The organism is Alistipes sp. AF14-19 (assembly GCF_003461645.1).
Taxonomy (GTDB): Bacteria; Bacteroidota; Bacteroidia; order Bacteroidales; family Rikenellaceae; genus Alistipes; species Alistipes shahii.
In genome coordinates, this window is record NZ_QTXM01000012.1 from 48137 (window position 1) to 72504 (window position 24368).

General features: G+C 55.6%; 17 protein-coding genes and 1 riboswitch. Of the genes, 6 read left to right on the forward strand and 11 right to left on the reverse strand.

Features of this window, described 5'->3' with window-relative positions; genetic code table 11:
- Window positions 1-21: 21 nt before the first annotated feature.
- The 3 genes from DWW03_RS10940 to DWW03_RS10950 all read left to right on the forward strand — a co-directional run bounded on the left by DWW03_RS10940 (window position 22) and on the right by DWW03_RS10950 (window position 4017).
- On the forward strand, window positions 22-1971 hold the full coding sequence (locus tag DWW03_RS10940; protein WP_022062213.1) for a 6-phosphogluconolactonase: 1950 nt from the start codon (window positions 22-24) through the stop codon (window positions 1969-1971).
- A 59-nt stretch (window positions 1972-2030) separates the two neighbouring features.
- Window positions 2031-2831 carry a glucosamine-6-phosphate deaminase gene (gene nagB / locus DWW03_RS10945; protein WP_015546304.1) on the forward strand — a complete coding sequence of 267 codons (801 nt, stop codon included), beginning with the start codon at window positions 2031-2033 and terminating at the stop codon, window positions 2829-2831.
- A gap of 160 nt (window positions 2832-2991) precedes the next feature.
- Complete coding sequence (locus tag DWW03_RS10950) at window positions 2992-4017, forward strand: LacI family DNA-binding transcriptional regulator (RefSeq protein WP_022062212.1); 1026 nt, start codon at window positions 2992-2994, stop codon at window positions 4015-4017.
- A gap of 94 nt (window positions 4018-4111) precedes the next feature.
- Here DWW03_RS10950 and DWW03_RS10955 read toward each other — a convergent pair whose 3' ends face one another.
- Window positions 4112-5221, reverse strand: a complete 1110-nt coding sequence (locus tag DWW03_RS10955) for a DUF4465 domain-containing protein (RefSeq protein WP_022062211.1) — start codon at window positions 5219-5221, stop codon at window positions 4112-4114.
- A gap of 159 nt (window positions 5222-5380) precedes the next feature.
- Window positions 5381-5584: riboswitch (cobalamin riboswitch) on the reverse strand.
- A gap of 50 nt (window positions 5585-5634) precedes the next feature.
- Here DWW03_RS10955 and fabD point away from each other — a divergent pair.
- From fabD to DWW03_RS10970, 3 genes are all read left to right on the forward strand, one after another.
- Complete coding sequence (fabD, locus tag DWW03_RS10960) at window positions 5635-6516, forward strand: ACP S-malonyltransferase (RefSeq protein ID WP_015546303.1); 882 nt, start codon at window positions 5635-5637, stop codon at window positions 6514-6516.
- Between the two features lie 162 nt (window positions 6517-6678).
- The gene (locus tag DWW03_RS10965; protein WP_022062210.1) at window positions 6679-7908 is read left to right on the forward strand and encodes an ROK family transcriptional regulator; all 1230 of its coding nucleotides are present in this window, start codon (window positions 6679-6681) and stop codon (window positions 7906-7908) included.
- Window positions 7908-8438, forward strand: a complete 531-nt coding sequence (locus tag DWW03_RS10970) for a GNAT family N-acetyltransferase (RefSeq protein WP_022062209.1) — start codon at window positions 7908-7910, stop codon at window positions 8436-8438. The genes DWW03_RS10965 and DWW03_RS10970 overlap by 1 nt, the downstream gene beginning before the upstream one ends.
- A gap of 788 nt (window positions 8439-9226) precedes the next feature.
- Here the strand turns inward: DWW03_RS10970 and DWW03_RS10975 are convergent.
- From DWW03_RS10975 to DWW03_RS11020, 10 genes are all read right to left on the reverse strand, one after another.
- Window positions 9227-9511, reverse strand: coding sequence for a hypothetical protein (locus tag DWW03_RS10975; protein ID WP_015546300.1), 285 nt, complete (start codon window positions 9509-9511; stop codon window positions 9227-9229).
- 1356 nt (window positions 9512-10867) lie between these two features.
- Window positions 10868-11950, reverse strand: coding sequence for an SGNH/GDSL hydrolase family protein (locus DWW03_RS10980; RefSeq protein ID WP_118406760.1), 1083 nt, complete (start codon window positions 11948-11950; stop codon window positions 10868-10870).
- The gene (locus DWW03_RS10985; RefSeq protein ID WP_022062206.1) at window positions 11947-13317 is read right to left on the reverse strand and encodes an MFS transporter; all 1371 of its coding nucleotides are present in this window, start codon (window positions 13315-13317) and stop codon (window positions 11947-11949) included. The genes DWW03_RS10980 and DWW03_RS10985 overlap by 4 nt, the downstream gene beginning before the upstream one ends.
- A gap of 4 nt (window positions 13318-13321) precedes the next feature.
- Window positions 13322-14239: a glycerophosphodiester phosphodiesterase family protein gene (locus tag DWW03_RS10990; RefSeq protein WP_015546297.1), complete on the reverse strand. Its 918-nt coding sequence runs from the start codon at window positions 14237-14239 to the stop codon at window positions 13322-13324.
- Between the two features lie 101 nt (window positions 14240-14340).
- Window positions 14341-16029 (reverse strand): DUF6528 family protein, encoded by a 1689-nt coding sequence (locus DWW03_RS10995; protein WP_022062205.1) that lies wholly within the window; start codon window positions 16027-16029, stop codon window positions 14341-14343.
- Between the two features lie 37 nt (window positions 16030-16066).
- Window positions 16067-17686, reverse strand: coding sequence for an endonuclease/exonuclease/phosphatase family protein (locus DWW03_RS16890; RefSeq protein ID WP_022062204.1), 1620 nt, complete (start codon window positions 17684-17686; stop codon window positions 16067-16069).
- Window positions 17687-17846: 160 nt separating this feature from the next.
- Complete coding sequence (locus DWW03_RS16640; protein ID WP_229096006.1) at window positions 17847-19601, reverse strand: DUF4886 domain-containing protein; 1755 nt, start codon at window positions 19599-19601, stop codon at window positions 17847-17849.
- A gap of 413 nt (window positions 19602-20014) precedes the next feature.
- Window positions 20015-20881 carry a sugar phosphate isomerase/epimerase family protein gene (locus DWW03_RS11010; protein ID WP_015546293.1) on the reverse strand — a complete coding sequence of 289 codons (867 nt, stop codon included), beginning with the start codon at window positions 20879-20881 and terminating at the stop codon, window positions 20015-20017.
- A 58-nt stretch (window positions 20882-20939) separates the two neighbouring features.
- Complete coding sequence (locus DWW03_RS11015) at window positions 20940-22955, reverse strand: fibronectin type III domain-containing protein (protein ID WP_015546292.1); 2016 nt, start codon at window positions 22953-22955, stop codon at window positions 20940-20942.
- 24 nt (window positions 22956-22979) lie between these two features.
- Window positions 22980-24368 carry a RagB/SusD family nutrient uptake outer membrane protein gene (locus DWW03_RS11020; protein ID WP_015546291.1) on the reverse strand — a complete coding sequence of 463 codons (1389 nt, stop codon included), beginning with the start codon at window positions 24366-24368 and terminating at the stop codon, window positions 22980-22982.

Consider the following 24368-nt stretch of genomic DNA (forward strand, 5'->3'; position numbering starts at 1 on the left):
ATTAACAAATTACATAAACGTATGAACAACAAGTATTCACTTCCCAAAGACGGCGGCCTGATTTCCGAATCGGCTCCGCGCGACATCATCCATCGTTACGAGAAGATCCACACCAAGGTCTACGAAAACGAGTACGAAGGCGTGCAGTACGTCGCCGACAACATCGTCAAGGCGATCCGCATGTACAACGAAATCCACTGCTCGAACGAGGTCTACGAGGAGTCGCAGCCCTTCGTGCTGGGCCTCACGACGGGCCGCACGCCGCTGGGTCTCTACCGGGAACTGGTGAAACGCCACCACGAAGGGCAGATCAGCTTCCGGAACGTCGCCGTTTACAGCCTCGACGAGTTCTACCCGATCCGGTCGACCGAACAGCAGAGCCGCAACTACCGCATCCACGAGGAGTTCCTCAACCACATCGACATCCTGCCCGAGAACGTGCACATCCCCGACGGTACGGTTCCCGAGGACCGCGTTTCGGAATACTGCGCTTCGTACGACCACTCGGTACGGCGCATCGACCTGATGATCATTGGCGTCGGCGAGGACGGGCAGATCGGCTTCAACGAGCCGGGGTCCTACTCCCGTTCGCGCACGCGGCTGGTGCAGCTGACCTACAACACCCGCAAAATCCAGTCGGGCGCTTTCTTCGGGCTGGAGAACACGCCCAAGATGGCGGTCACGATGGGCATCGATACGATCATGCGCGCCAACCGCATCATCCTGATGGCCTGGGGCGAGGAGAAGGCCCACATCGTGCAGCGGGTCGTCGAGGGCGAGATCACGGATCAGGTTCCCGCCTCGTACCTCCAGGCGCACCAGAATATCGAGGTGGTGATCGACGAGAATGCCGCGCAGCTGCTCACCCGCGAGCAGACGCCGTGGATGGTGGGTCCCTGCGAATGGACGCCGAAATTCGTCCGCAAGGCCGTGGTATGGCTCTGCGGCGTGGTGAAGAAGCCCATCCTGAAACTCACCTATAAGGATTACATCGAAAACTCGCTGGGCGAACTGCTCGAACAGGGCCACGCCTACGACCAGATCAACATCGACGTCTTCAACGACCTCCAGCACACCATCACGGGCTGGCCGGGCGGCAAGCCCAACGCCGACGACTCGACGCGCCCCGTACCTTCGTCGCCCTTCCCCAAACGGGTGATCGTCTTCTCGCCGCATCCCGACGACGACGTGATCTCGATGGGCGGCACGTTCATCCGCCTCGTGCAGCAAGGTCACGACGTGCACGTGGCTTACGAAACCTCGGGCAACGTGGCCGTGCACGACGACGTGGTGCTGCAAAACATCGACACGGCCCGCGAACTGGGCTACGGCAACCACTACGCCGAAGTCGAAAAGGTCATCGCCGGCAAGAGGAAGGGCGAACCCGAGCCGCGCCCGCTGCTCGACCTGAAAGGCGCCATCCGCCGCGCCGAGGCGCGTGCCGCCGTGCGCTCGTTCGGACTGAACCCCGACACCAACGCCCACTTCCTCAACCTGCCGTTCTACGAAACGGGCGGCATCAAGAAGGGCCAGCTCACGGAGAAGGACATCGAAATCATCGTCAAGCTGCTGCGCGAGATCAAGCCCCATCAGATCTACGCCGCCGGCGACCTTGCCGACCCCCACGGCACGCACCGCACCTGCATGGAGGCCGTGCTCGGCGCCCTCGAAGTCGTGAAGGACGACGAGTGGCTGAAGGAGTGCCACCTGTGGCTCTACCGCGGCGCCTGGATGGAGTGGGACCTCGGCATGGTGGACATGGCCGTGCCCCTGTCGCCCGACGAGCTGATTATGAAACGCCACGCCATCTACCGCCACCTCTCGCAGAAGGACATCATGCCTTTCCCGGGCAGCGATCCCCGCGAGTTCTGGCAGCGGGCCGAGGAGCGCACACAGAACACCGCGAAGCTCTACGACCAGCTCGGCATGGCCGAATACCAGGCTATCGAGGTGTTTGTGAAGATGTTTTAGCGCATCTTCACAAAAACTTCGATTAAAAAATGAAGCATTGAACATTAAAAAATCACCCCATGCGCTTAATCATTGAAAATACCCCCCAGCAGGTAGCCCAGTGGGCCGCCAATTACATCATCGCCCAGATCAAGAACAAGGAGCAGCACACCTCGTCGCCCTTCGTGCTGGGGCTGCCGACCGGCTCGACCCCGCTGGAGACCTACAAGGAACTGATCCGCCGCCACAAGACGGGCGAAGTGTCGTTCAAGAACGTCATCACGTTCAACATGGACGAGTATGTGGGTCTCCCCGAGGAGCATCCCGAAAGCTACCACTCGTTCATGTGGAACAATTTCTTCAAGCACGTCGACATCAGGCCGGAGAACGTCAACATTCTCGACGGCAACGCCGACGACCTGGCCAAGGAGTGCGCCGACTACGAGGCGCGCATCGTCGAGGCCGGGGGCATCGACCTCTTCATGGGCGGCGTGGGCGAAGACGGACACATCGCCTTCAACGAGCCGTTCTCGTCGCTCAACTCCCGCACGCGCCTCAAGACCCTGACGCAGGACACGATCCAGGTCAACGCCCGGTTCTTCGGCGGCGACATCTCGCTCGTGCCGAAAACCGCGCTGACGGTCGGCGTGGGCACGGTGCTGTCGGCCAAGAAGGTGCTGATCCTCGCCACGGGCCACAAGAAAGCCCGCGCGGTGCGCCACGGCGTCGAAGGCTCCTACAACCACCAGTGGACCATCTCGGCCCTCCAGGTGCACCCCAACGGCATTCTGGTCTGCGACGACCCGGCCGCCGAGGAGTTGCGCGTAGCCACCTACCGCTATTTCAAGGACATCGAGCGCGAAAACCTGATCTCGAAATAAGCGCATTCCCGATACGAAGCTTCCCGCAGGGCCTGCCCTGCGGGAGGCTTTCGCTTCCACGCCCCGGATACAGAACTCCCGGCGTCATTTTACGGCCGGATTATTTGCCGAATGCCGGAAAAATTTTATCTTTGTAGAGCATTGCTTATACGGATAAATCGTGGGAGCGTCACTCAAGGACATAGCCTGCAAGCTCAACCTCTCGAAAACGACCGTTTCGTGGGTCCTCTCGGGGCAGGGCGACAAAAAAGGGATCAGCGCGGAGACACAGAGCCGCGTGCTCGCCTGCGCCCGCTCCCTGGCATACGAACCGAACCTGCTGGCCCGAAGCCTCAACACGGGCGTATCGAAAACCATCGGACTGATCCTCCCCTCGATTTCGGACACCTTCTTCGCCCACATCGCCGACCGGATCGAGTCGGAAGCCGAGCGGGAAGGCTACTCGCTGATGATCGCCGGTTCGAACTCCGAAACCGAACGGGAAAACGCCCTGATACGGCTTTTCCGGTCGAAAAAGGTCGACGGCATCATCATCGCCCCGGCCGACGCTTCGGGACGCGAGGTCGGCCGCCTTGCGGAGAGCGGCTGCCCGGTCGTGCTGTTCGACCGCGGCCTCGCGAAAACGGACGCCGGCTGCGTGGTGATCGACAACGAGGCGGGCAGCCATGCGCTGGTCCGTCATCTTGCCGCCCGGGGATTCCGCAAAATCGCCATCATCACGACCTTCCCCCACCTCCCGACGATGGAACTGCGGCACAGGGGCTACCTCCGCGCGCTGGCGGAAGCGGGACTGCACGCCGATCCCCGCCTCTACGGAGAGGTCGCCTATGCCGGCTACCGGCAGCACGTCTGCGATACGCTCGACCGCATTCTCGCCATGGTTCCCGACACCGACGGCTTTTTCTTCACCACGCATATCCTCGCCACCGAGGCCCTGCGCTATTTCCACGACCGGGGCATCGACATCAGCGACGGCCGTCTGGGGCTTGCCTGCATGCACGAAGACCCGCTTTTCCGCCTGGCCGCCCCCCGGATGAGCGTCGCCCGCTTCCCCGTCGAAGAGATCAGCGCCCACGCCGTGCGCCTCCTGCTGCGGCAAATCCGCGAAAGCCAATCGCCCGGCTCCGTCCGCCCGGCACCCGAATCGGTGGTGCTGCCCTGCCGCATGGAGTTCCGGGACGAATAAGCCCGTTCCGTCCGGACATCCCTCCCCCCCCGATACGAAAGCCCCGCAAAACGATGAAGTCCTGCGGGTCTTTCTCCGGAAACTAATCTCTAAATTACTTCTCGGCAATCAGTCCGATTTCGTCGATGGCAAAATAAGCGGGAACGAGCAATCCGTAAGCATTCGCCTCATTCGAAGCAGGCGAGAAAGTCAGACAGTCGACCTTGCCCAAAGCGGAAAGATCGACCTTTTTCCAGTCCGACAACTTTTCCGAACCGTTGATCAGGAAGCACTCCGCACTACCGGTCTCCTTGCCCTCAAGCGAGCCGGTAATTTTCACTTTATAATAATACGAAGCCTCGTCAACCTGCGTCGGCTTATAAGGGTAGGTAATCGCGCTGTTGGCCATATACAGATAGCTGACCTGACGCGGTTCCACAAATTCGATCATCGGAGTTGCATAACCGCTCGTATATCCGTCGAAATAACCGATCATGCAGTTCGACGAACCGTTTGCTCCCTTATCGGCCCATACCATAAACTGGTTCGCATAATTGACGCTCGTAGCCGTTCTCCCGTAATTGGCAGACAAGACGAAACCGCCCCAATAGTCTCCGTAGCCGATGTCGGCTGAAAAATAGGTTCCGAACCAAATCTTCTCATCCGAGGTCGAACAAAGATACCCGTTGTAAACGCCACCTACGGCCAGATCGTCGTAGCTGCCGCCCTTCGCCCAAAAGACATTATGGTGATTTCCCGCCGCAGAACCGCCGCTAACGGTAATGTCGCCGAGCTGTACAGCCTTGCCGTCGATAGCAAGCATCCCCTCGCTCGTTTCGAAAGAAATCAAATTAGACGGTTCCGGCTCCGGATCGGGATTGGGGTCCGGATCGGGTTCCGGATCGGGTTCGCTCACATGCACGGTACAGGTTGCCGACACCGAACCGTATGTCGCCGAGATTTTGGCGGTTCCGGCAGCCACGGCCGTCACAAGACCCGATTCGGAGACCGTCGCGAACTCCTCGGCATCCGAAGACCACACCACGTCGTCGGTGGTATTCGCCGGCGCCGGCGTTGCGGTGAGTTGCAGGGTTTCGCCGACTGCAAGTTCTTTTTCCGTACAATCGAGCACAACCGCAGTCGCAGGGACGCGGGAATCGCCGTCATCGTCCGAGCAGGCGGCCAAAGCGCAGGCCGCAAATGCGAAAAGCAAGAGTTTTTTCATCGTTCGTCTGATTTTAAGTATGTTCGTAAAATAAAAAATCCGGTCCCGGAACCTCTCTGAATCGAACCTTTTTCACGTCCATACCCGTATTTCAGCCACGAAATACCAAGACTTGCGATGCTCCGTTCTCCGCAGACACACCCCGAAAAAAGATTCTTCCTCGTCGGGAAGCTGCAAGGCAGGTCTTCTGGCTCGTTCCTGCCGCAACGCCTTCCCGGCCCTCTCGGACCAGTGGCTTTCAGCGTGTCGCGGCAACTCTCGGAACTTACAGCAGCGGGAACTGCTGCCGATTTTCACGGCATTCCCATTTAATCACACGGGGCCTTGCCCGGCCCTTTGTGAACCATTGCGGTGCAAATTTAGGAAATAAATTCGTATCTTTGCCTCCGCAAACATAAAATTCGCAAAAAATTATGAAGCACGCATACGTATTCCCGGGCCAGGGCGCCCAGGCCGTCGGAATGGGCAAAGACCTCTACGACAACGTTCCGGCTGCGAAGGAACTCTTCGAGAAAGCCAACGAGATCCTCGGTTTCCGCATTACCGACATCATGTTCGCCGGTACGGACGAAGAACTGAAGCAGACCCGCGTCACCCAGCCCGCCGTATTCCTCCACTCGGTGATCATGGCCAAGGCGCTGGGCGTGAAGCCCGATGCCGCCGCCGGACACTCTTTAGGCGAATTCTCGGCCCTCGTGGTCGCCGGAGCGCTCTCGTTCGAGGACGGTCTGAAGCTCGTTTCGAAGCGCGCCATGGCCATGCAGGCCGCCTGCGAAGCGCAGCCCGGAACGATGGCCGCCATTCTCGGTCTGGAAGACAAGGTCGTGGAGGAGATCTGCGCGTCGGTCGACGGCGTGGTCGTCGCCGCCAACTACAACTGCCCGGGCCAGCTGGTGATCTCGGGAGCCGTGGAGGCCGTAGACGCCGCCTGCGAGAAAGCCAAGGCCGCCGGAGCGCGCCGTGCGCTGCGCCTGCCGGTGGGCGGAGCGTTCCACTCGCCGCTGATGGAGCCTGCCAAGCAGGAACTTGAGAAAGCCATCGCCGAAGCGCCGTTCCAGACGCCCGTATGCCCCGTTTACCAGAACGTCGACGCCAAGCCCTATACCGATCCCGCCGCCATCAAGGCCAACCTGATCGCCCAGCTGACGGCCCCCGTGCGCTGGACCTACATCGTGCGCAACATGCTCTCCGACGGCGTGACGGAATTCACCGAACTCGGCCCCGGCAGCGTGTTGCAGGGACTCATCCGCAAGGTGGACCCCAACACAGTCGTGGAATCGAAATCGACGCTGTAAAACAAAAAGTTTCGCTTAAAAATTAACGCCCTGAAAATCAGGGCGTTAATTTTTTTACCCCTCATTTTGAAACAAAATTTATTAAATTTTATTAAAAACTTATTGCATTTATTAAAGATAGTGTATATATTTGCAGAGTTAGTTAAAAATGAGCCTGGAAGGATGACATCACTTACCGAATTTTTCAACAAACACGAAGACGACGCCCTGAAGGGCATTACGCACAAAAACAGCATCATCAAGCGCAACATCATCGCGCACATGGCTGTCAACGGAGAATGCACGCTTTCGGAGCTTACCAAAGAGCTTCACATCAGTGTCCCCACGATCACCAAACTGGTTCAGGAACTGGTCGACGAGAACATCGTGACGGACCTGGGCAAGGTGGAAACCCCGGGCGGACGGCGCCCCAACATCTTCGGCCTGGCCAACTCGGCAATCTATTTCGCCGGGGTGAACGTCGGTCGTGACAACATGCGCTTCCTGATCACCGATCTGCAAAACAACATCATCAAAGAGGAGAACGACTTCACGTTCGAGCTGCTCGACCGTCCGCAGTGCATCGAGCGCATCTGCTCGGGCATCGAGAACTTCATCGCCGCATGCGGCATCGACCGGGGCAAGATTCTCGGGCTGGGCGTCTGCATGACGGGACGCGTGAACCCCGACACGGGCCGCAGTTACAAATACTTCACGTCGAGCGAACAGTCGCTGCGCGACTTGCTCGAAGAGCGCGTCGGCATCCGCGTACTGCTGGAGAACGACACCCGCGCCCGCTGCTATGCCGAATACACCTGCGGCAAATCGAAGGACGAGAGCAACGTGCTGTACCTCCACATGGGCCGCGGCGTGGCCATCGGCATCGTGGTCGACGGACAGCTCTACTACGGCAAGAGCGGCTTCGCCGGCGAGTTCGGCCACATTCCCTTCTTCGACAACGAGATCATCTGCTCGTGCGGCAAGAAGGGCTGCCTCGAAACCGAGGTTTCGGGCATCGCCATCGAGGACAAGATGTGCCACCTGATCCAAAAGGGCGTGAACACCATCCTCAAGGAGAAATACGACCAGCAGAAGACCATCCACATCGACGACATCATCACTGCGGCGAAGAACGACGACAACCTTTCGATCGAACTGATCGAGGAGGCGGGCGAGAAGGTCGGCAAGGCCGTGGCTTTCCTGATCAACACGTTCAACCCCGAGACGGTCATCGTCGGCGGCAACCTCGCGGCGGCAGGCGACTACATCATGCTGCCGCTCAAATCGGCGACGAACAAATATTCGCTCAACCTGGTCTACAAGGACACCAAATTCCGTGTGTCGAAGATGACCGAGAACGCCAACGCCTGGGGCGTGGCCATGCTGATCCGCAACAAGATCATCGGATTGTAATGAACATCGAGGGCCGCACCATCCGCCTGCGGGCCGTGGAGCCGGGCGACGTCGACCTGATGTACGAGTGGGAGAACGACTGCGACATCTGGCCGGTCAGCGGGACGACGGAGCCGTTCTCGCGTCATCAGCTGGAGCGCTTCGTCGAACGGCATCAGGACATCGTCGGGGTGCTCTGCGACGGACAACTGCGGCTGATCATCGAAACGCTGTTGAGTTCCAAGCCGGTCGGGGCGATCGACCTGTTCGAATACGACCCGATCCACCGCCGGGCAGGCATCGGCATCCTCATCTACGAACAGAGCGACCGGGGACGCGGCTACGCCTCCGACGCCGTGGAAACCCTCTGCCGCTACGCACACGATACGCTGCGCGCGCATCAGCTGTGGTGCAACGTCGGTGCCGACAACGAAGCGAGCCTGCGCCTGTTCCGCAGCGCGGGATTCACCGAGATCGGCGTCAAACGCGACTGGCTATGGCGGCCCGACGGCTATCACGACGAGGTGATGCTGCAAAAGATATTCGACTGAAACAGCGGACCCCGTCGGGGTTCGGGATTATAATGATGTAACAACTTGATAAATCAAGTTGTTACATTTTTGTATAAGATAATAGGTAACGAGAAAGCAACGGTTTATTTTCAACTTCTTGCACTCAAATACTGTATTTCAAATAACCTATCACAAAATACGAAAAATTTTGGGGATAGGCAAATTAGACAACGTATCGAAAAAAGCATGTTTTTTATACGACATTTGTTGTAAAAAATCTCAATATTACTAATGAAAGTTAAGAATGGTCACTCTATTTATAGTACCATTAAAAAAGTCTAACTAATATTGTAACAAAGGTAACGCATTACCCGGTGTAACTTCTCAACAAGAAGAGTGGAGATTTCGAAGCCTCGACCGGAATCGGATTGGCAATAGACGTATACTGAAATTGAGTAAAGACCAACCGGATTTTGACATTTGTCCGCAGAAGCTTCGATTTGAGTCGCGACGCTTACAAGGGTTTTCTCTGGTAACCTGTTTTATCGTCGTATCAAGTAGGATGATCAGTGGCGTGTGAGTAGGTTGAGAGACGATTGAAAGGTAAGGTTATGAAACATATCACTATAACTTTATAGGTAGAATCAAGAGTATCCTGTTCTATCCTTTGAAATCATCGGTTGAGAGATGTTTTAGACAAGACGATAAATTAGCTTTTGTCCAAGTTTCTATAGTCCGAACTGTAAAGAATTCAGCTTCGTTTGTTTTGTTAAAGTAGGAATTTTTAGAATACAGAATTGCATGCCTGAATATCTGTCCGGAAGAAATCACTCGTCATCCTTATTCAAGGAATAAAGTAATGCTTCAGTAAATTTCGTGCGATCCTTCTTGCATTCCAAGACACGGCATTTAACATCGGTTGGATTACCGAATTTAATATGTAATGTGTCCTCAAAAACTCGAACGACCAAATTGAACAGAGCTGCCGAACTATCTGCCAGAGCGAAAGGTGGTAAAGCCATCCGATCGAGTTTGCAAAGTATCTTCGAAACACTGATTGCCGAATACTCTTTCGACCAATAAAGCGGCAATGAAATCGGAACTTTATCCATGATAAAATGTTCTTGCAAAGTTCGCAATTTGATCTGTGTATAACTTAGTATTCGTCAAGCTGTCTTTTTATCCGTTGGATCACATAGAGTTGCAATAATTGGAGTGAAATCGTGGAAATGTAGATCTAATTTTTCTGCAGTAGGGATATCCCTGTAGATATTTTGATTAGTATTTGAAAAAATGGAATCTTTGTCAATATTTCCACATATGCATTTAATTCATAAGCATTCGATAAATTGTATCTTTTTGACAGAATTTGTCATGTTTGCAGCATATCAGTAGATAAAAAGGTCACTTAAGATACGTTTATGCCGTGGAATTTTCATCACTTGTTAAAGGTATCTTCTGAGGTTTCTATTGCTCAATTCATTTTGAGGCATTCTGGCAAAAATATCTTCATCCATAGTTTCAGCACTTGTGGTCTTGCGGCCTTTCGAAAAAGCCATAAATCATATATCCATCACTTTAGTCCCCTCCTAGTAGTCTTCCAGAAGTTTTTTGTCAGACGACCGTTACGGGAACTTGTATATGGTGGGAAAAAGATTTTCTGGCACAGCATTGCAATTCACCACATGTAATTCTTTACAGCACAGAGTTTCTTATCGTCAATAACAGGCCCTATACTTTCTGCCTGAATTTCATCCCGCAAACAGCCACAACGATTTAAGTTATACATAGTGGCAAGTCTGGCGTTGAGCGTCAAAATGATGAGCGAGACTACCGGTTTCTGGTATTTTTAATCACCCAGTAAGAAGCAGTTTGGTAGAGATACTTGTTGGGATAATGTTGGTGGTCACGATCTAAACCAGAGATAGAACGCTTGTAATACAGTGCTGTATTACAAGCGTTCTATCTCTGGAAAGTAATCAATTTAGTATTGAAGCTATTCGGAGATCAGCTCTAAATTGATATTGCTGGAATATAAATCACCCTTACGCATAAGTATAAAGCTGATTACCTGCCATTTTTTTATAGTTTTTTGACAGTTTAAACGACATTTCGAATTTTCTATCTATTTTCGACCATCAACATCATATCTTTTGTGGGTTTAATTAAATGAATTCGCCTTTGGGAAAGACTCGCAATTCCTAATGCTTACATCGGATACGGTAATATTGATGTGAATTGAACCCGAATTCTCGTAGACTCGCAGTCAGACTTATCCCAGTATTTTACTGGAGGGCCCTATCAATGCTCTTTTATTTAGCATACTTTTTTGTTCAATGGGAAGTTGAAATTGCGAGTGGAAATATTGGGTTCATTCAGATACTTACAAATCACAAAAGTTATAAAAGATAAAAAACAATATGATATGGGAAAGCTTGTAATTTATACAGAAAAATCAAACATAGAAATTATTTTATTCCGTGTTTCTGCAATATTCGAATAATTTGTGGCTGAACTTTCTTCAGCATCCGTTCGAACCCGAGGTCCGTGGGGTGTACGCCGTCGACGGTCGCCTCGTGGTCGTCTCCCAGCTCCATGCCGGGATTGATGAACCAGATGTTTTTGTCCGTTTCGAGGATTTTCTCCATCCCTTTCCGGGCAGCTTCCCGCTTAGCGTCTTCGAAAGCCCGTTTTTTCAGGTCGAAGTTTCCGCTTTCGCGCACCTCCGTCTGGAGGAAGATCAACGGCGTCGTGGGATGGCTTTCGCGGATGCGCCGGACGAACCCTTCCAGCCGCTCGTCGATCTGTTGGGCCGACGGGTTCGAAAAGGTGTCGAACAGAAAGGCGTCGGCCCGGGTCTCCGCGGCGATGCGCGCGAAGAATGTATCGAGCTTGCATTGCCCGCTGGCCCCGAGGTTGATGAACCCGAATCCCAGGGTGCGGCCCAGGCGTGCGGCGTAGGCCATTCCCGGACGGCTAGCCGAAGTGCCGTGCGTGATGCTCGACCCGATCACCACAATCCGGTGGCGGAAGGGGTCGGGAGCGGCTTCCAACAGCGCACCTTCGTCGGTTCCGATTTCGAGGGCGGCGATCTCGTCGTGCAGCGGGAGGTAGAGCAGGCACTCCTTCATCGTCGTATCCATGTGTTCGACGACGGGGGCTTCGTGCTGCGTTCCGGATTTGCTCGGCACACCGACTCCGGCGAAGACCCATTTGCCGTCGCGGCGAATGTAGAGGTCGAGCCCGCGCTGGGCGATGAGCGTCGAATTGGCTCCGGGGAGTTGGTTGACGGTGGTCCACCGGGCGCGGATGTTGCGGCTGTCGGTGCGGAACACCACGGCCAGCCCCGTGGAGTAGCGGTAATATCGCGTGACTGTCGGGGTCAGCTCGGGATAACGGGCTACGTCTATGCGCTGAAACGCCGGGCCGCCCGGCTGGGCTTTGTTGACGATCGTGAGACTTGCCGCATCCGTGTATTTTACCGGAGCGTTTTCTGCGGCGGCCATTGCCGGCATCAGCAGGCAAAGGAGCAGGTATGTCAGTCTTTTCATGCTTCTGTCTTTTGTTTTCGGTTCATCAGCGGCAGCAGGAAGGAGATGACGGACGCCGCGATCCAGAACAGGGCGACGGGTCCGAAATCGTAATGCTTCGCACCGTCCGTGGCGACGGTGATGTGCGAGTCGATGAGCCATCCGGACGCCACGTCCTGAATGCCCGCGGCGATGTAGGAGGCGATTCCCACGACCCCGAGCGCGGCTCCCGTGGCCTTGCGGGGTACGATATCCACGGCCATCAGTCCTCCGAGGAAGCAGATCAGCACGCCGATTGCTATTCCGAAGAGCACCATCGAGAGAACGTTCACCCACATGGCATTTCCTCCGTAGAGGAACAGGACCAGCGCCAGGGAGTTCAGTATGCCGAACAGCAGGGCGGGAATCTTTCGGTCACCCTTGAACAGCTTGTCCGAGAACCACCCGGAGAGCACGGTTCCGAGAATTCCCAGCAGTGCGTTTATCGAGACTACGGAAATCGCCTCTACATCCGAGAATCCCTTGGCCTCCTGGAGGAACAACACTCCCCATCCGTTTATGGCATATCGGGATATGTACATGAATGCGCTTGCCGCCGCCAGCACCCATACGGCCGGGGTGCGGAGCACTTGTTTTTGAATCTCCCGAACGGATTTGTCCGCTCCCGGCGCTGGTTTCTCGTGGGCCAGGGCCTCTACGGGCGGCAGTCCTTTGGATTCGGGGGTGTCGTGAAGCCAGCACAGGACGATGACAACGCCTATTGCACCTGCAAGTGCCGATCCGAAGAACCCGGCCTGCCAGCCTGCGAATGTCACGATGGAACCCACGAAGAGGAACGAGAAGAACTCCCCGAGGTTATGGCTTGCGGAGAAGAATCCGTAGTAGGTTCCCCGTTCCCGGAGGGGATACCACCGCGAGAGGGATATGATGGCCGGGGGCGCTCCCATGGACTGCGCCCATCCGTTCAGTCCCCACATGACGGCGAATGCCGCGAATATCACGGCCGTGGGAACTACGGAATGCGCCAGCCCCAGCAGTCCCATCAGGGCGTTTGCGGCAGCCGAGACGATGAGTCCCGTGGCCATGAAGCGTTTGATGTTGCAGTAGTCGGCGATGAATCCGTTTACGAACTTTCCGACGGCATAGGCGAAGAGCAGGGCCGATCCGATGACGCCCAGCTGGGACGCGTCGAGGGATCCGCTGTCGAGAATGGGCTTCTTCATGACGTTGAGACTCGTGCGGCAGACGTAGTAGAGGCTGTATCCGAGCGTCGCGGCGACGAACGCTTGCAGGCGCAGACGTCGGTAGTACTTCGAGCGGGCGTCGTCGTCCATCTCGCGCCCGGGGGCGGGAGGGCTGATGCGGTAGAAGTCGGTGATGCGGCTCATGGGGTCAGTCGTGCAGTCCGCGTGCGCGGAGGTAGGAGATCAGCAGTTCGGGACGGTCGGTCTGGATCATGGTGGCGCCCATATCGACGAGTTTGCCGTAGACGGCCGCCGGGTCGCCTTCGAAGGCCGCATCGTCGCAGAGACCTCCGCAGAGCGACGGCCACAGGGAGTTCACCCAGAGTTTCGAGCCGCCGGCCACCACTTTTTTCATGCAGGCTTCGACTGCGGGGGTGTATTCCGACCAGCAAACCTCGTAGGCAAGGGGTACGGTGTCCGTGCCGAGGTATTCGGCGAAGAGCGCCTGCCCTTTGGGTTTGAGGATGTCGATGATGGGCATGTACATCATGTTGTGCTCGTAGCGGGAGAACTTCGCGGCGACGTCTGCGACGGGGCTTTTGCCTTTGATGAGGAGCTGTCCGGTGACCCCGAGTTCCTCGGAGAGGCGCTGCACGAGGTCATAGTACTGGTAGCCCTTGTCGATATTGACCACGATGCGGTCCTTGCAGAGCTCCAGCGCTTCACGAAGCGTCGGCATGCGGTGCGACGTGGCCACGCCGTGGCCCGATTTGAGGAAACACCGTTGGATGGAGTCGTAGGGGATTTCGGCGATGAGACCTTTGCCCGTCGTCGTGCGGTTCAGCGTCCGGTCGTGGCAGACCACCAGCACGCTGTCGGAGGTCAGCGCAAGGTCGATCTCAACGATGTCGGCCCCCATGCCGATCACCGACTCGATGGCCGCCAGGGAGTTCTCGGGCCAGTTGCGCCAGTCGCCCCGGTGGCAGGCGACAAGCACCTTTTTCGAGGCGGGGTTGTGAATCTCCGAAACGACCCGTTCGGCACGGGTGCCGGGGGCGGATTCGGTGTGTGAACAGGAGGTTTGTAAAAGCAGCAGTCCTGAAAGAAGAATAAGCAGTTTTTTCATGGATTGTTTGGATTGAAGGCAATAATAATGTTAAATATATAGTAAGAAAAATCGTGTATTCGCGTGGACATACACGATTTTCTGTTGGAATCCGCTTCGTGTTACCAGTTCATCACGCGGACTTTATAGACATCCAGGTCGGGAACTTTGATCGTTCGTGTCTCTGTCGAGGCGTTCTTGTCCGTGGAGTAGCGGATGGTCTGTGTCGACCAGCTTTGCGAGCCCTCGGGGTTGGTGGAATCCGTGTACCACAGTTCGCCCGTCTCGTCGTTGTAGTTAATCGATTTGATAGCTGTCGATGCGCTGAAGAGCATCATTTCGGTAAACCGGTTGGCGCCGATGTCGTAGAGATAGGCCCGGCGTCCGCCGATGCAGAGCGTGTTCGAATTGACGTAGCTCATGTCGTGCAGACCTCCCTGGGGCGTCTGTACGGTCTTTTCCAGTTCGAGCGACGGGGCTGCCGTCTCCCAGTCTTTGAGTTTGTAGATCTGGAGGCTCTGGCCGCCGATCGCATAGAGGCGCTGGGTCGTTTCGTTCCACACGACGCCGTGCGCCGAGCCGAGCGCCGACTGGTAGAGAATCCGGTTGGGCTGCGAGATGTCGTAAAGTTGTATAGAGTTATTCCCAGAACTTTCGCCTCCGGAACAAGCCACGACGATGCGGTTGCCGGGCAGCAGTTCCGCCGAGTGGGCGTTGGGAGTCGCCGTAGTGTGGAACAGCACCTCCTTCGTGGCGATGTCGAGCAGCACGCACCAGTTGTAGGAGCTGGTGCACAGGAGTTTCTTGCCGTTGTCCACCGGCTTGCAGTCGTCGAGGTGGTTGCAGCGGCTCTTGTCCAGCCCGAGCACGGCGGCGGCTTCGGTCGCGTCCCAGCTCCATGTGACCGCATCCTTGTAGGTGGTTTCGTTGGCCAGCCCGGCGTCGATCATGTAGACCATGTTGTCGCCGCAGAAGACCAGTTCGGTCACGAAACTCGAACGGGCGTCGTCGGTGTCGTGCTTGCCCCCGGCCTCCAGGGTCACGGGCTCCGTCTTCCCGACCGAGAACGAATTACCGTCGGTGTCGGTGAGGGTCACGGTGTAGCCCTGCGACAGGGCCACGGGGGCGATCATTACGGGTATCAGCTGCGTCTCTTTCGAACAGTCGAGGGGTGCGGGCAGCGTCACGGTGATCGTCTGAGCCGATGCCGATGCCGACCAGTCGTCGATGCCGATCGTGAGCTCTCCGGCGATCCCTTCGCCGCCGTTGGCCTTTACGACCGCCTTGCTGACCGAGTAGTTGCCCTTTTTAACGCTGACGTACATCGTGCAGAAGAGATTCGTGAGCTCCATGCTGCAACCCTCGTAGGTGTTGAGCCGCGCCGTGGCCTTGCCGGCGAGAATCGGGGCGACGGAACCCGTCTGCGCCGTGGGAACGACGGTTTTCAGCGTGCCGTTCTCACAGCGGAGATCGGCGTCCGAGGGCCAGAAAGCGACGACCGTCGAAGCGGCGTGCTGCGGCGCGCTGAGCGTGAAGAGAAAGAGCGATTTTTGCGATCCCGGCTGGATCGGCGCCGCATAGACGGCCTCCGGGACGCTTTGGTCTGCGGCGAACAGTCCGGCCTTGTCGTTTCTGCCCCAGGTGGGCAGCGTTGTCGCTCCCTTGTCGTTGTAGTATTTCGACAGCGTCAGGGTGGTTTTCGAAGAGAGTTCCCGGGGCGAGTCGTCGTCGTTCGAGCAGCCCGCGACGAGGAGTCCCGTTCCGGCGCAGAGCAGCAGAACCCGGAACAGGCGGAGTTTTAAGCTATTCATAATTTCAAATCTTTTGTGTCGCATTTTTATTGAGATCTTAAAATAAAACGAAACAAGTTCTTACCGGATAATGATCCGAGATATAAGGAGCACCATAATTTTCTTTCAGAGTTTGGAAAATGCTTGCCACGCATCCGTTATCATAAAAGATATGGTCAAGTTTACGGGTTCCAGATGTTTTGTAGCCGTTGTATGTGGCTTCCTGATCTGTGACAGGAGCAGTCGCACGGGCATCTTTCATTACTTGGTGCAACGGATTGAAACAACTCTCATCGGTATCCGAATTGAAATCAGCAGTAAGAAATACCGGAAGTTGTTCTGAGTTGACCTCCTCTATTTTATTTATAATTAATTTGATAGATTCTTTTCGAGCCACAGTGCCGGAGTTGTCGAGATGCGTGTTGAAAAAATAGAACCGCTTGCCGGTTGTTTTTTGTCTGAATAACGCCCATGTACAACTTCGGTTGTAATTGGCATCCCAACCCTTCGAGGGTATGTTAGGCGTTTCTGACAGCCAAAAAGTTCCTTTATCCAGCATTTCGACTATTGATGTCTGGAAAAAGATGGCCATACACTCTTCAGAGGCATATGTTTCCGTTTTGGGAGGTGCTTCACCGGTATCGCGTCCTAATCCGTACCAAGCATATTCCGGGCACTGTTTTGCCAAATAAGTGATTTGATGGGGTTGTGCTTCTTGTAAACCCATTATGGTCGGCTGTTGCCTGTTTATCATCGTTATGACGGCTTGTTTACGATTCTTCCAGATGTTGTCTCCATCGGAGGGGTTGTCGACACGGATGTTGAAAGAGATGGTTTCGATGACATAAGGCGAACGGGCCTCGTCAGCATCAGCCTTGCCGCCGGCTGTCAGCGTGATTGGCTTGTCCGATGAAACAGTATATGAAATCCCGTTAATGTCATAGATGGTCACGGAGTATCCTTGCGACAGGGTTACAGGCGCGAGCATAACCGGGATCAGTTTGATCTCAGCCGAGCAGTCCAGCGGTGTGGAAAACTTTACGGTAACACTCTTTTCCGATGCGCAAATAACACCGTCCTTAAGCCTGATTGAAGTTTCTCCGGCGATGGCTTCCCCGCCGTTGGCCTGTATAACGGCTTTGGCAATTGCATGGCTTCCCCAAACAGGTATATACATGGTGTTGAACAGGTGTTTCAACTCCATGTGCAACCCTTCGTAAGAGTCGATGCGACCTGTTGTTTGTCCGATCAGAAGTGGAGCGACGGTTCCTGTCTGCGTTGTGGGTATCGTCGTTTTCAATATGTCGTCCTCATATATGAGATTCGCATCGGCTGGGTAGAAAGCCACTAATGTTGCATTGCTATGTTTCGGGGCCTTGAAATTGAGCAGAAAAAGCGATTTCGGCGATTGTGTCTGAATTGGGGAGATGTTGATCTTCTGCAAAAAGTTGTCCCTGATGACGAAAATGCCGGCCTTATCGTCTTTTGTCCATGGATGAAGCGTTGTTTCTCCTTCGTTGTTGTAATATTCTGACTGGGTCAGGGTGATTTTTGCGGCTAATTCGATGTATTCCGAGGAATCGTTATCGGAGCAGCCCGCCATGAAATATGCGGTCATTCCGAATCCTATTCCGAACCATATTGATTTTCGAATTTTATTCAATGAAAAGCGTTTCATTGTTCAACGTTTTTTATTTTATTAAGAATGACTTTGCTGCAGGTTTTCATGACGTTTCCGGAGGTAAGGTTTCCTGCGGCGTGCCGGCCTGCTCCCCGCAGGCGGCTCCCGAAAGAGCCGCTGCGAGGATCAGCAGTTTGTTGATTGTTCGTATCATCGGTTATCGTTGGATTAAGTATTCGTTTTCATGTCCCAGTACGACCTGTTCGGCGACGCTGCGCAGGTAGGCGGCCTTCGATGCCTCGATGCCGCAGTCGGCGGGCGAGCTGCCGAACGCCTCCCCGTAGAGCACGAGGTAGTTGACGCAGGCTTTCAGGTAGGCGCCGTAGACCGACTGGTGCTTATTGTCGGTGTGGTAGAGGTTGATGCCCGAAGAGCCTTCGCGCACGATACGGAACGCTTCGCCGATCGGCGATATCCACGTTCCGGCGGCTTTTGCCATGGCACGTGCACCCTTGGCATTGTAGTTTTCGAAAGTCGCGAAGTCGGTGAATCCGCCGTAGCTGCTGGCCGAGAAGGTCCAGGTCTGTTCGAGAATGACTTTGCAGGAGGCCGATTTCGCCCGAATTTTGTCCGCCAATGCCGTGCAGTTGGCAGCTATTGACGCCGTGCCGTCGCGTCCGTAGGTCGCGGGATTCTGGCTCTGGTCCTGAATGAAGGCGTAGTCGTAGCCTCCGATGTCGATGGCGTCGGTCGAGAACGACAGCCCCAACTGCTGTCCGAAATTCTGCGAACCCTTGAAATGCCCCTTGACATTGAGATAGTGGCCTTCGTTCCAGGCGATCTCTTTGAGCATCCACGCCGGGTTGCTGTAATAGGAGAACGAGTTGCCGAGGCAGAGCACCTTTTTCGTGTCGCCCGGGACCGCCGTGCCGAGGTTCTGGACATAAGAGCCCGAGAACCCGAATTGGGGTAATTGACTTGCTGAGTCGTCAGCCGAAATGTCTTGTGTACCACCCGTGCAGGTGTAAGGACCCACAGCGCGGCAGCGGATCTGCACCGCACCCTCGACGGGATCGGTGAAACGGATGGTCTGCATGATGCTGGCGTGCTGGTAGTTGGTTCCTGTGGCCACGCCCGAGCACTTGTAGGAATAACGGATCGAGGGGTCCTCGGGTGCGGTGAGCAGGTCCTCTTCGACGCTCTTCCAGACACCTCCGTCGAGATACTCCACGATGAAGTATTTGGGCGAATTGGCTTCGCCGGCCATCGTGGCGTCGAACTCTACGGCCGTACCGGCTTCGAGTCGCCTTACGGGCAGGGTGTAGAGCCAGTAGTCACCTTCGACCATTGTCGAGACGGAGGGACGGTATGAATTGACCGTGCGGGTGAATTCACGCCCGACGTTGGCCTCGCCGCGTACGACGGATATACAACCCGAACTGCCCGAGGTCGACGGAAGCATGTTCGAAGCGCTCCACGAGGAGTTGTACTGTCCGACAGTCGATGCCGAGAAGATCCACTGGCTCGGGAAGGCCGGGCCTGCCATCAAATCAGTGTCGAGCTTGCCTCCGGCCTCCAAGGTCACCGGTTCTGTTTTTTTGATTAAAGCTATATCTTCGCCTTTGGAATCGTAGATGGTCACAGTATACCCTTGCAAGAGTGTCGCAGGGGCGATCATAACGGGTATCAGTTGTGTTTCCTGTGAACAATCCATGGGGGTGGGCAGTGTTACAGTGATCGTCTGTTCTGATGCTGATGTTGACCAGTCATCGATGTCAACGGTGAATTCCCCTGCAATTGCTTCGCCGCCGTTGGCCTTTATGACCACTTTGCTGACTGAATAGTGGCCTTTCTTGGCGCTGATATACATCGTGCAGAAAAGGTTTTTCAGTTCCATACTGCAACCCTCGTAGGCATTGAGTTGTGCTGTGGCCTTGCCGACGAGAATCGGGGTGACAAAACCCGTTTGCATCGTAGGGATGACAGTTTTTAACGTGCCGTTTTCACAGCGGAGATTGGCATCCGAGGGCCAAAATGCGACGACCGTCGAAGTTGCATGTTGCGGTGCGTCGAGCGTGAAGAGAAAGAGCGATTTTTGTGATCCCGACTGGATCGGTGCTGTATAGACGGCTTCCGGAGCGTTTTGGTCCGTAACAAACAGTCCGGCCCTGTTATTCCTCTCCCAGGCGGGCACCGTTATTGTTCCTTGCTCATTGTAGTATTCCGTTAGCGTTAAATTGGTTTTCGAAGCGAGTTCGCGGGACGAATCGTCGTTGTCATTAGAACAACCCACGGCGAGTAATCCTATTCCTGTGCAGAAAAGTAGCAAGCCTCGGAGCAAATAGAATTTTATTATGTTATTCATATTTGTGGCATTTGATTGGGTTATTTTTTCATTTTGCCGAGAATAACCTCTTTGTAGGCTTTTACGACATTTTCGGGCGTAGCGTTCACCCCGGCGCGGACTTCGTGCATGAAAACTCCCTTGTAGCCGGAAGCCTGTAGGCGGCGGAGGAAATCAGGCCAGTCGATGACGCCTTCGCCCGGCAGCCAGTGACGTTCGTCCTTGCGGTCGTAGTCCGAAGCGTGGATCGTGCCGATGCGGTTGCCGACGGCCTCGAAGAAGTGCGCATGCTCCTCTTTGAGCAGGTGGTTCGAATCGAAGCAGACCATGACTTCGGGGTAGTCGGCGATGAGCCGCATAAGCTCGCCCGAGTCGCGGCCCAGGCACGTGCGGGGCAGGTTCTCGATGCAGAGCACCGCGCCGATCTCTTTGGCGGACAGCGCGAGGCGACCGATGGAGTTGGCCGAGTTCTGCAGGCGGATCTCCCGTTCTTCGTCGGCGATCGGCTCCGAACTGGGATGGAGCACGAGCCGCTGCGGGCCGAAGATCGACGCGAGGCGGATCATCCGCTCCATAAGCGCGACGTTCTGTTCGCGCAGCGCCGGATCGGGTACCGAGATGTCGAGCTGGCGGCTGAACGGCAGGTGGCAGGACCAGACTTTCAGTCCGGCTTCTTCGAGCAGCGCCTTGACGCGGTAGGCCCGGGTGTAACATTCGTTCTCGGGAGCGTTGCGCCAGAAATAGTTGAAGACAACCTCCACGTGGTCGATGCCCGCGGCTTTGATCTGCGCGAGTTTTTCGGGCTCAGGGACCTTCACCATGCCGAGCGATACGCCCAGGGGGTATTCGGCCCGGACGGATCCAGCAGTCAGCAGAAAGGTTATCGTTATGAGCAGTAGTTTCTTCATTGTTTTATTTTGGCTGGTGAAAGGAGACGCCGGGGATTCCCGGCGTCTCTTGATTCAATTATTTGACGCAGCACGATCCACAAATGTCGCCGCCATGGGTACTCCAGCTCGATGCGCGTTCGCCGCCGACGTATTTGCCGACGAAAACGCCGTTCTTGCTTGAGCCGCCGATGAAAGCCGAATAAATGACTCCGTCGAGATAGTTGTTGCCGCCCATCTGCTTCTGGTTGTTGTCGCCGCTCTCGTAGGTCCAAGAATCAACCACGTTGCCGCTGGCATCGAAGATGTAGGTCGTGTTAGAGGTCTGTCCCGAAGTGATGTAGAAGCGGTTTTCGCTGTCGACGCACGGGTGGGAGTAATTGAAGGCGTTGGCGAGGGAGCTGCCGGTGTGGACGTACTCCCAGTTGACGGCCGAAAGGTCGCCCTTCACGTTGTAGACCGAACCGTTTTTCGAACCGGCGAAGACCGAACCGTTGGGGGCCACAACGGGCTCATAAAGGAGGTTGGGATTGTCTTTCTCTACTACCAACGATTTTATCGCTTCATGTGTTTTTATGTTAACGGCCCCTATATAACCATTTCTGCCACCAAAATAAGCAAGGGTTTTGTCGCTGTTGACGGCAAATCCGGTGATGTCGGACATTTCGCAGCCAAGGGTAACCTTGGCGATTTGTTCGCCGGTTTCAATATTGACGAAGAAAGCGTCGGTTTGCGTTCCGATCAGCAGCTCGCTGCCGTTAACCAGCAGGCCCCTTCCGGCATCTCCTGCTGAAAACTGCCATTTCTTTTGTCCCGATGCAGCGTCTATGGCGAAGGCTTTACCCAAAGCATCACAAATGTAAACCACTGTTCCGTTAGCATTGACGGCCGGGGCGGCGCTCTTCATTGAACCGGCTTCGGAGAAGATCCACTTCAACTCGCCTTCCGGCGTGATGGCATAGAACTGTCCAGCGCTTGTCGTGCCGTAGTAAATGTCGCCTGTCACGGGATTCACGGTGAGCATGTTGTAGCTTCCTGATTTGGAGGTTGGTAGGTAACGCCACTTCTCATTGCCTGTCACGACGTCGAAGGCGTAGAGGGCGGAGACTTTGTTGAAGGTGATGATGTAGACGGTCTTTCCGTCGGGCGAGAACACCGGACAAGTGCCTTTGAATCCGTTGTAGTTCGAGCCGTCCTGCGCCCAGTCGGTGCTGTAGATGACGTATTCGCGGATTTCGACCTCGAGGGTCCACGAGCGGGCGTTGCCGTCGATCGTGGCGTTCAGCTTCACGGTCTGTGTGCCGACCGTGCCCAGTCCGTATTTCACGACGGTTCCCTCCTTCACGACGTCGCCCGGGAAGGTCCACTTCACGTCGGTGGCCGTCGGGTAGTCTTCGGTGTTGAACGAGAACGTGATCGGCTGGTTCTTGGCCGCCTTGTCGCGGTCGAGGATGTAGGGGATCGCCAGGGTCGGCATCGCTTTCGCGGTGGCCGGTTCCGAGGCGCCCTTTTCGTAGTTGGCCGTCAGCGAGAAGTAATAGTTCTTGTCGTTGATCAGCTTGTCAAGCGTCACGCTCGTCGCGTCCTTGTCGAGCGTCTGTTGCTCGACGTTGTCGGGTGTGTCCTCGTTGTAGTAGGAGAGCGTGTAGGAGAGCACCGTCGTCGCGGGCTTGGTCCACGCGAGGCTCACGAACGAGTCGCCCGCATCGACCGTGAGGTCGGTGACCGGGAACCGCGTCGTGGCGGGTCTGCCGACGGCGGCGACGTAGTTCGAGACGAGTTTTCCGTAGACCGCCTGCACGTAGAAGGTGTACTGCGTGTCGTTGACGAGTCCGCCGACCGTGCAGTTCATCTCGCCGCCCGTGCGCAGGGTGACCGTTTCCGAATCGGCATCGGTGTAGTAGACGATGAAGTCCGTCGGGTTCCAGCCTTCGGGCAGGCTCCAGGAGAGCAGTACCTCCTCGTCGCCCGGCGTGGCGGTGAGATCGGTGACCTGGTGGCGGGCCGCTCCGGCTTCGGGGATATCCTCACTCCAGCATGCGGTGAGGCCCGCGGCGATGAACGATATCAGCAAAAGGTTGATTATCTTTTTCATGCTTGTTCTGACTTAAGTGGTTGGTTAATTGAAACCGGGATTCTGCCAGAGAATCGACGGGTTGTTCACGATTTCGATCTGGTTTTGCGGGATCGGGAAGATCAGGTTGTGCGAATCGAGTGAGTAGCCCATTTCGCGGAAATAGTCGACGGCCAGCCCCAGCCGCACGAGGTCGAACCAGCGGTGGCCTTCGAGGGCGAACTCACGGCCCCGTTCAGCGGCCAGCTCGCGGCGGAACTCCGCTAGGCTTTTGACCTCGTCGGTCGTCAGTTCGTCGAGCCCGGCCCGCGTGCGGGTCTTATTGAGCCATTCCAGCGCGTCGCCCAGGCTGCCTCCCGATTCGGCCAGCGCCTCGGCGTACATCAGCACCACGTCGGCATAGCGCAGGTGCGGGAAATCGTTGCCCACCTGCGTTGTGTAGGTTGCGTCGTAGGTGTCGTACCATTTGGTCATGGCGAAGAGATTGTCTTTAATCTTGGTGTAGGAGCTGATCAGCGGTAGACGGTTGTCCTTCTCGCTGTCGTAGATCGCCTTGAAGGTTGGTGTGGGGTTGTTGATGTCTGCCAACACATCTGTGTTGGCGCTGTACCAGTAACCGTGGCCGTTGTCGTTGGTCTTGTTGTAGTAGAGCGCGAAGATGATCTCCCGGTTCATTTTGTTACCCACGTCGAAAACCTTTTTCGTCGTCGATTCCAGTCCGTAGGAGGTGTTCTTCATCGCCTCTTCGAGGGCCGTCTTGGCCTCGGCGGGCTTGCCGAACGTGAGGTAGACCTTCGCCAGCAGCGTGTAGGCCGCGATGTTCGCCACACGGGCCTTTTCCGGACCCGGTGTCGGCGGCAACAGCCGGGCCGCCTCGGCAAGGTCTTCGGTCAGCAGCGTGTACATCTCCTCCTCTGTGCAGCGGGGGATGAGTTTGGCAGCTGCTGGGGTTACCACAGTGCGGGTGATGGGCACCACGCCGAAGACGCGGTAGAGGTTGAAATACCACCACGACCGCAGGAACAGACATTCGCCGCGATATTTGTCGTAGTTGGCGATCTTGGCTCCGGTCATGTGGTCGAGTACGTCGTTGCAGCGATAGATGCCGTTGTACCAGGCATTCCAGATGTCGTTCAGGATGCCGTTGTTAGCTGTCTCAGCGAAATGGTCGATGTCGTAGCGGTTCTGCGTCGATACAGCCATCGATTCAAGGACGTTTTCGTCTCCGCGGTAGCCGATCTCCGTGAGGTGGAAGCTCATCTGGGTTTTGAGTTTGGCATAGCACGCCACGACTCCTTGGTTGAAGTCGTCGTCGGTCTTGTAGAAGTTGCCTTCGGTGATGTTGTTGCTCGGGTACTGTTCGAAGAAACTTTCGCCGCACGAGCCCAGACCCAGTACGAGGAGTCCCAGCGCAAGGAAATATTTCGGTTTCAT

Coding starts and splice junctions, on each gene's coding strand:
- DWW03_RS11020 (WP_015546291.1), bottom strand. CDS start 24,368: ATGAAACCGAAATATTTCCTTGCGCTGGGACTCCTCGTACTGGGTCTG.
- DWW03_RS10965 (WP_022062210.1), top strand. CDS start 6,679: ATGACATCACTTACCGAATTTTTCAACAAACACGAAGACGACGCCCTG.
- DWW03_RS11015 (WP_015546292.1), bottom strand. CDS start 22,955: ATGAAAAAGATAATCAACCTTTTGCTGATATCGTTCATCGCCGCGGGC.
- DWW03_RS10955 (WP_022062211.1), bottom strand. CDS start 5,221: ATGAAAAAACTCTTGCTTTTCGCATTTGCGGCCTGCGCTTTGGCCGCC.
- DWW03_RS10990 (WP_015546297.1), bottom strand. CDS start 14,239: ATGAAAAAACTGCTTATTCTTCTTTCAGGACTGCTGCTTTTACAAACC.
- DWW03_RS10980 (WP_118406760.1), bottom strand. CDS start 11,950: ATGAAAAGACTGACATACCTGCTCCTTTGCCTGCTGATGCCGGCAATG.
- DWW03_RS10995 (WP_022062205.1), bottom strand. CDS start 16,029: ATGAATAGCTTAAAACTCCGCCTGTTCCGGGTTCTGCTGCTCTGCGCC.
- nagB (WP_015546304.1), top strand. CDS start 2,031: ATGCGCTTAATCATTGAAAATACCCCCCAGCAGGTAGCCCAGTGGGCC.
- DWW03_RS10940 (WP_022062213.1), top strand. CDS start 22: ATGAACAACAAGTATTCACTTCCCAAAGACGGCGGCCTGATTTCCGAA.
- DWW03_RS16890 (WP_022062204.1), bottom strand. CDS start 17,686: ATGAAACGCTTTTCATTGAATAAAATTCGAAAATCAATATGGTTCGGA.
- DWW03_RS10975 (WP_015546300.1), bottom strand. CDS start 9,511: ATGGATAAAGTTCCGATTTCATTGCCGCTTTATTGGTCGAAAGAGTAT.
- DWW03_RS10970 (WP_022062209.1), top strand. CDS start 7,908: ATGAACATCGAGGGCCGCACCATCCGCCTGCGGGCCGTGGAGCCGGGC.
- DWW03_RS16640 (WP_229096006.1), bottom strand. CDS start 19,601: ATGCAAACGGGTTTTGTCACCCCGATTCTCGTCGGCAAGGCCACAGCA.
- DWW03_RS11010 (WP_015546293.1), bottom strand. CDS start 20,881: ATGAAGAAACTACTGCTCATAACGATAACCTTTCTGCTGACTGCTGGA.
- fabD (WP_015546303.1), top strand. CDS start 5,635: ATGAAGCACGCATACGTATTCCCGGGCCAGGGCGCCCAGGCCGTCGGA.
- DWW03_RS10985 (WP_022062206.1), bottom strand. CDS start 13,317: ATGAGCCGCATCACCGACTTCTACCGCATCAGCCCTCCCGCCCCCGGG.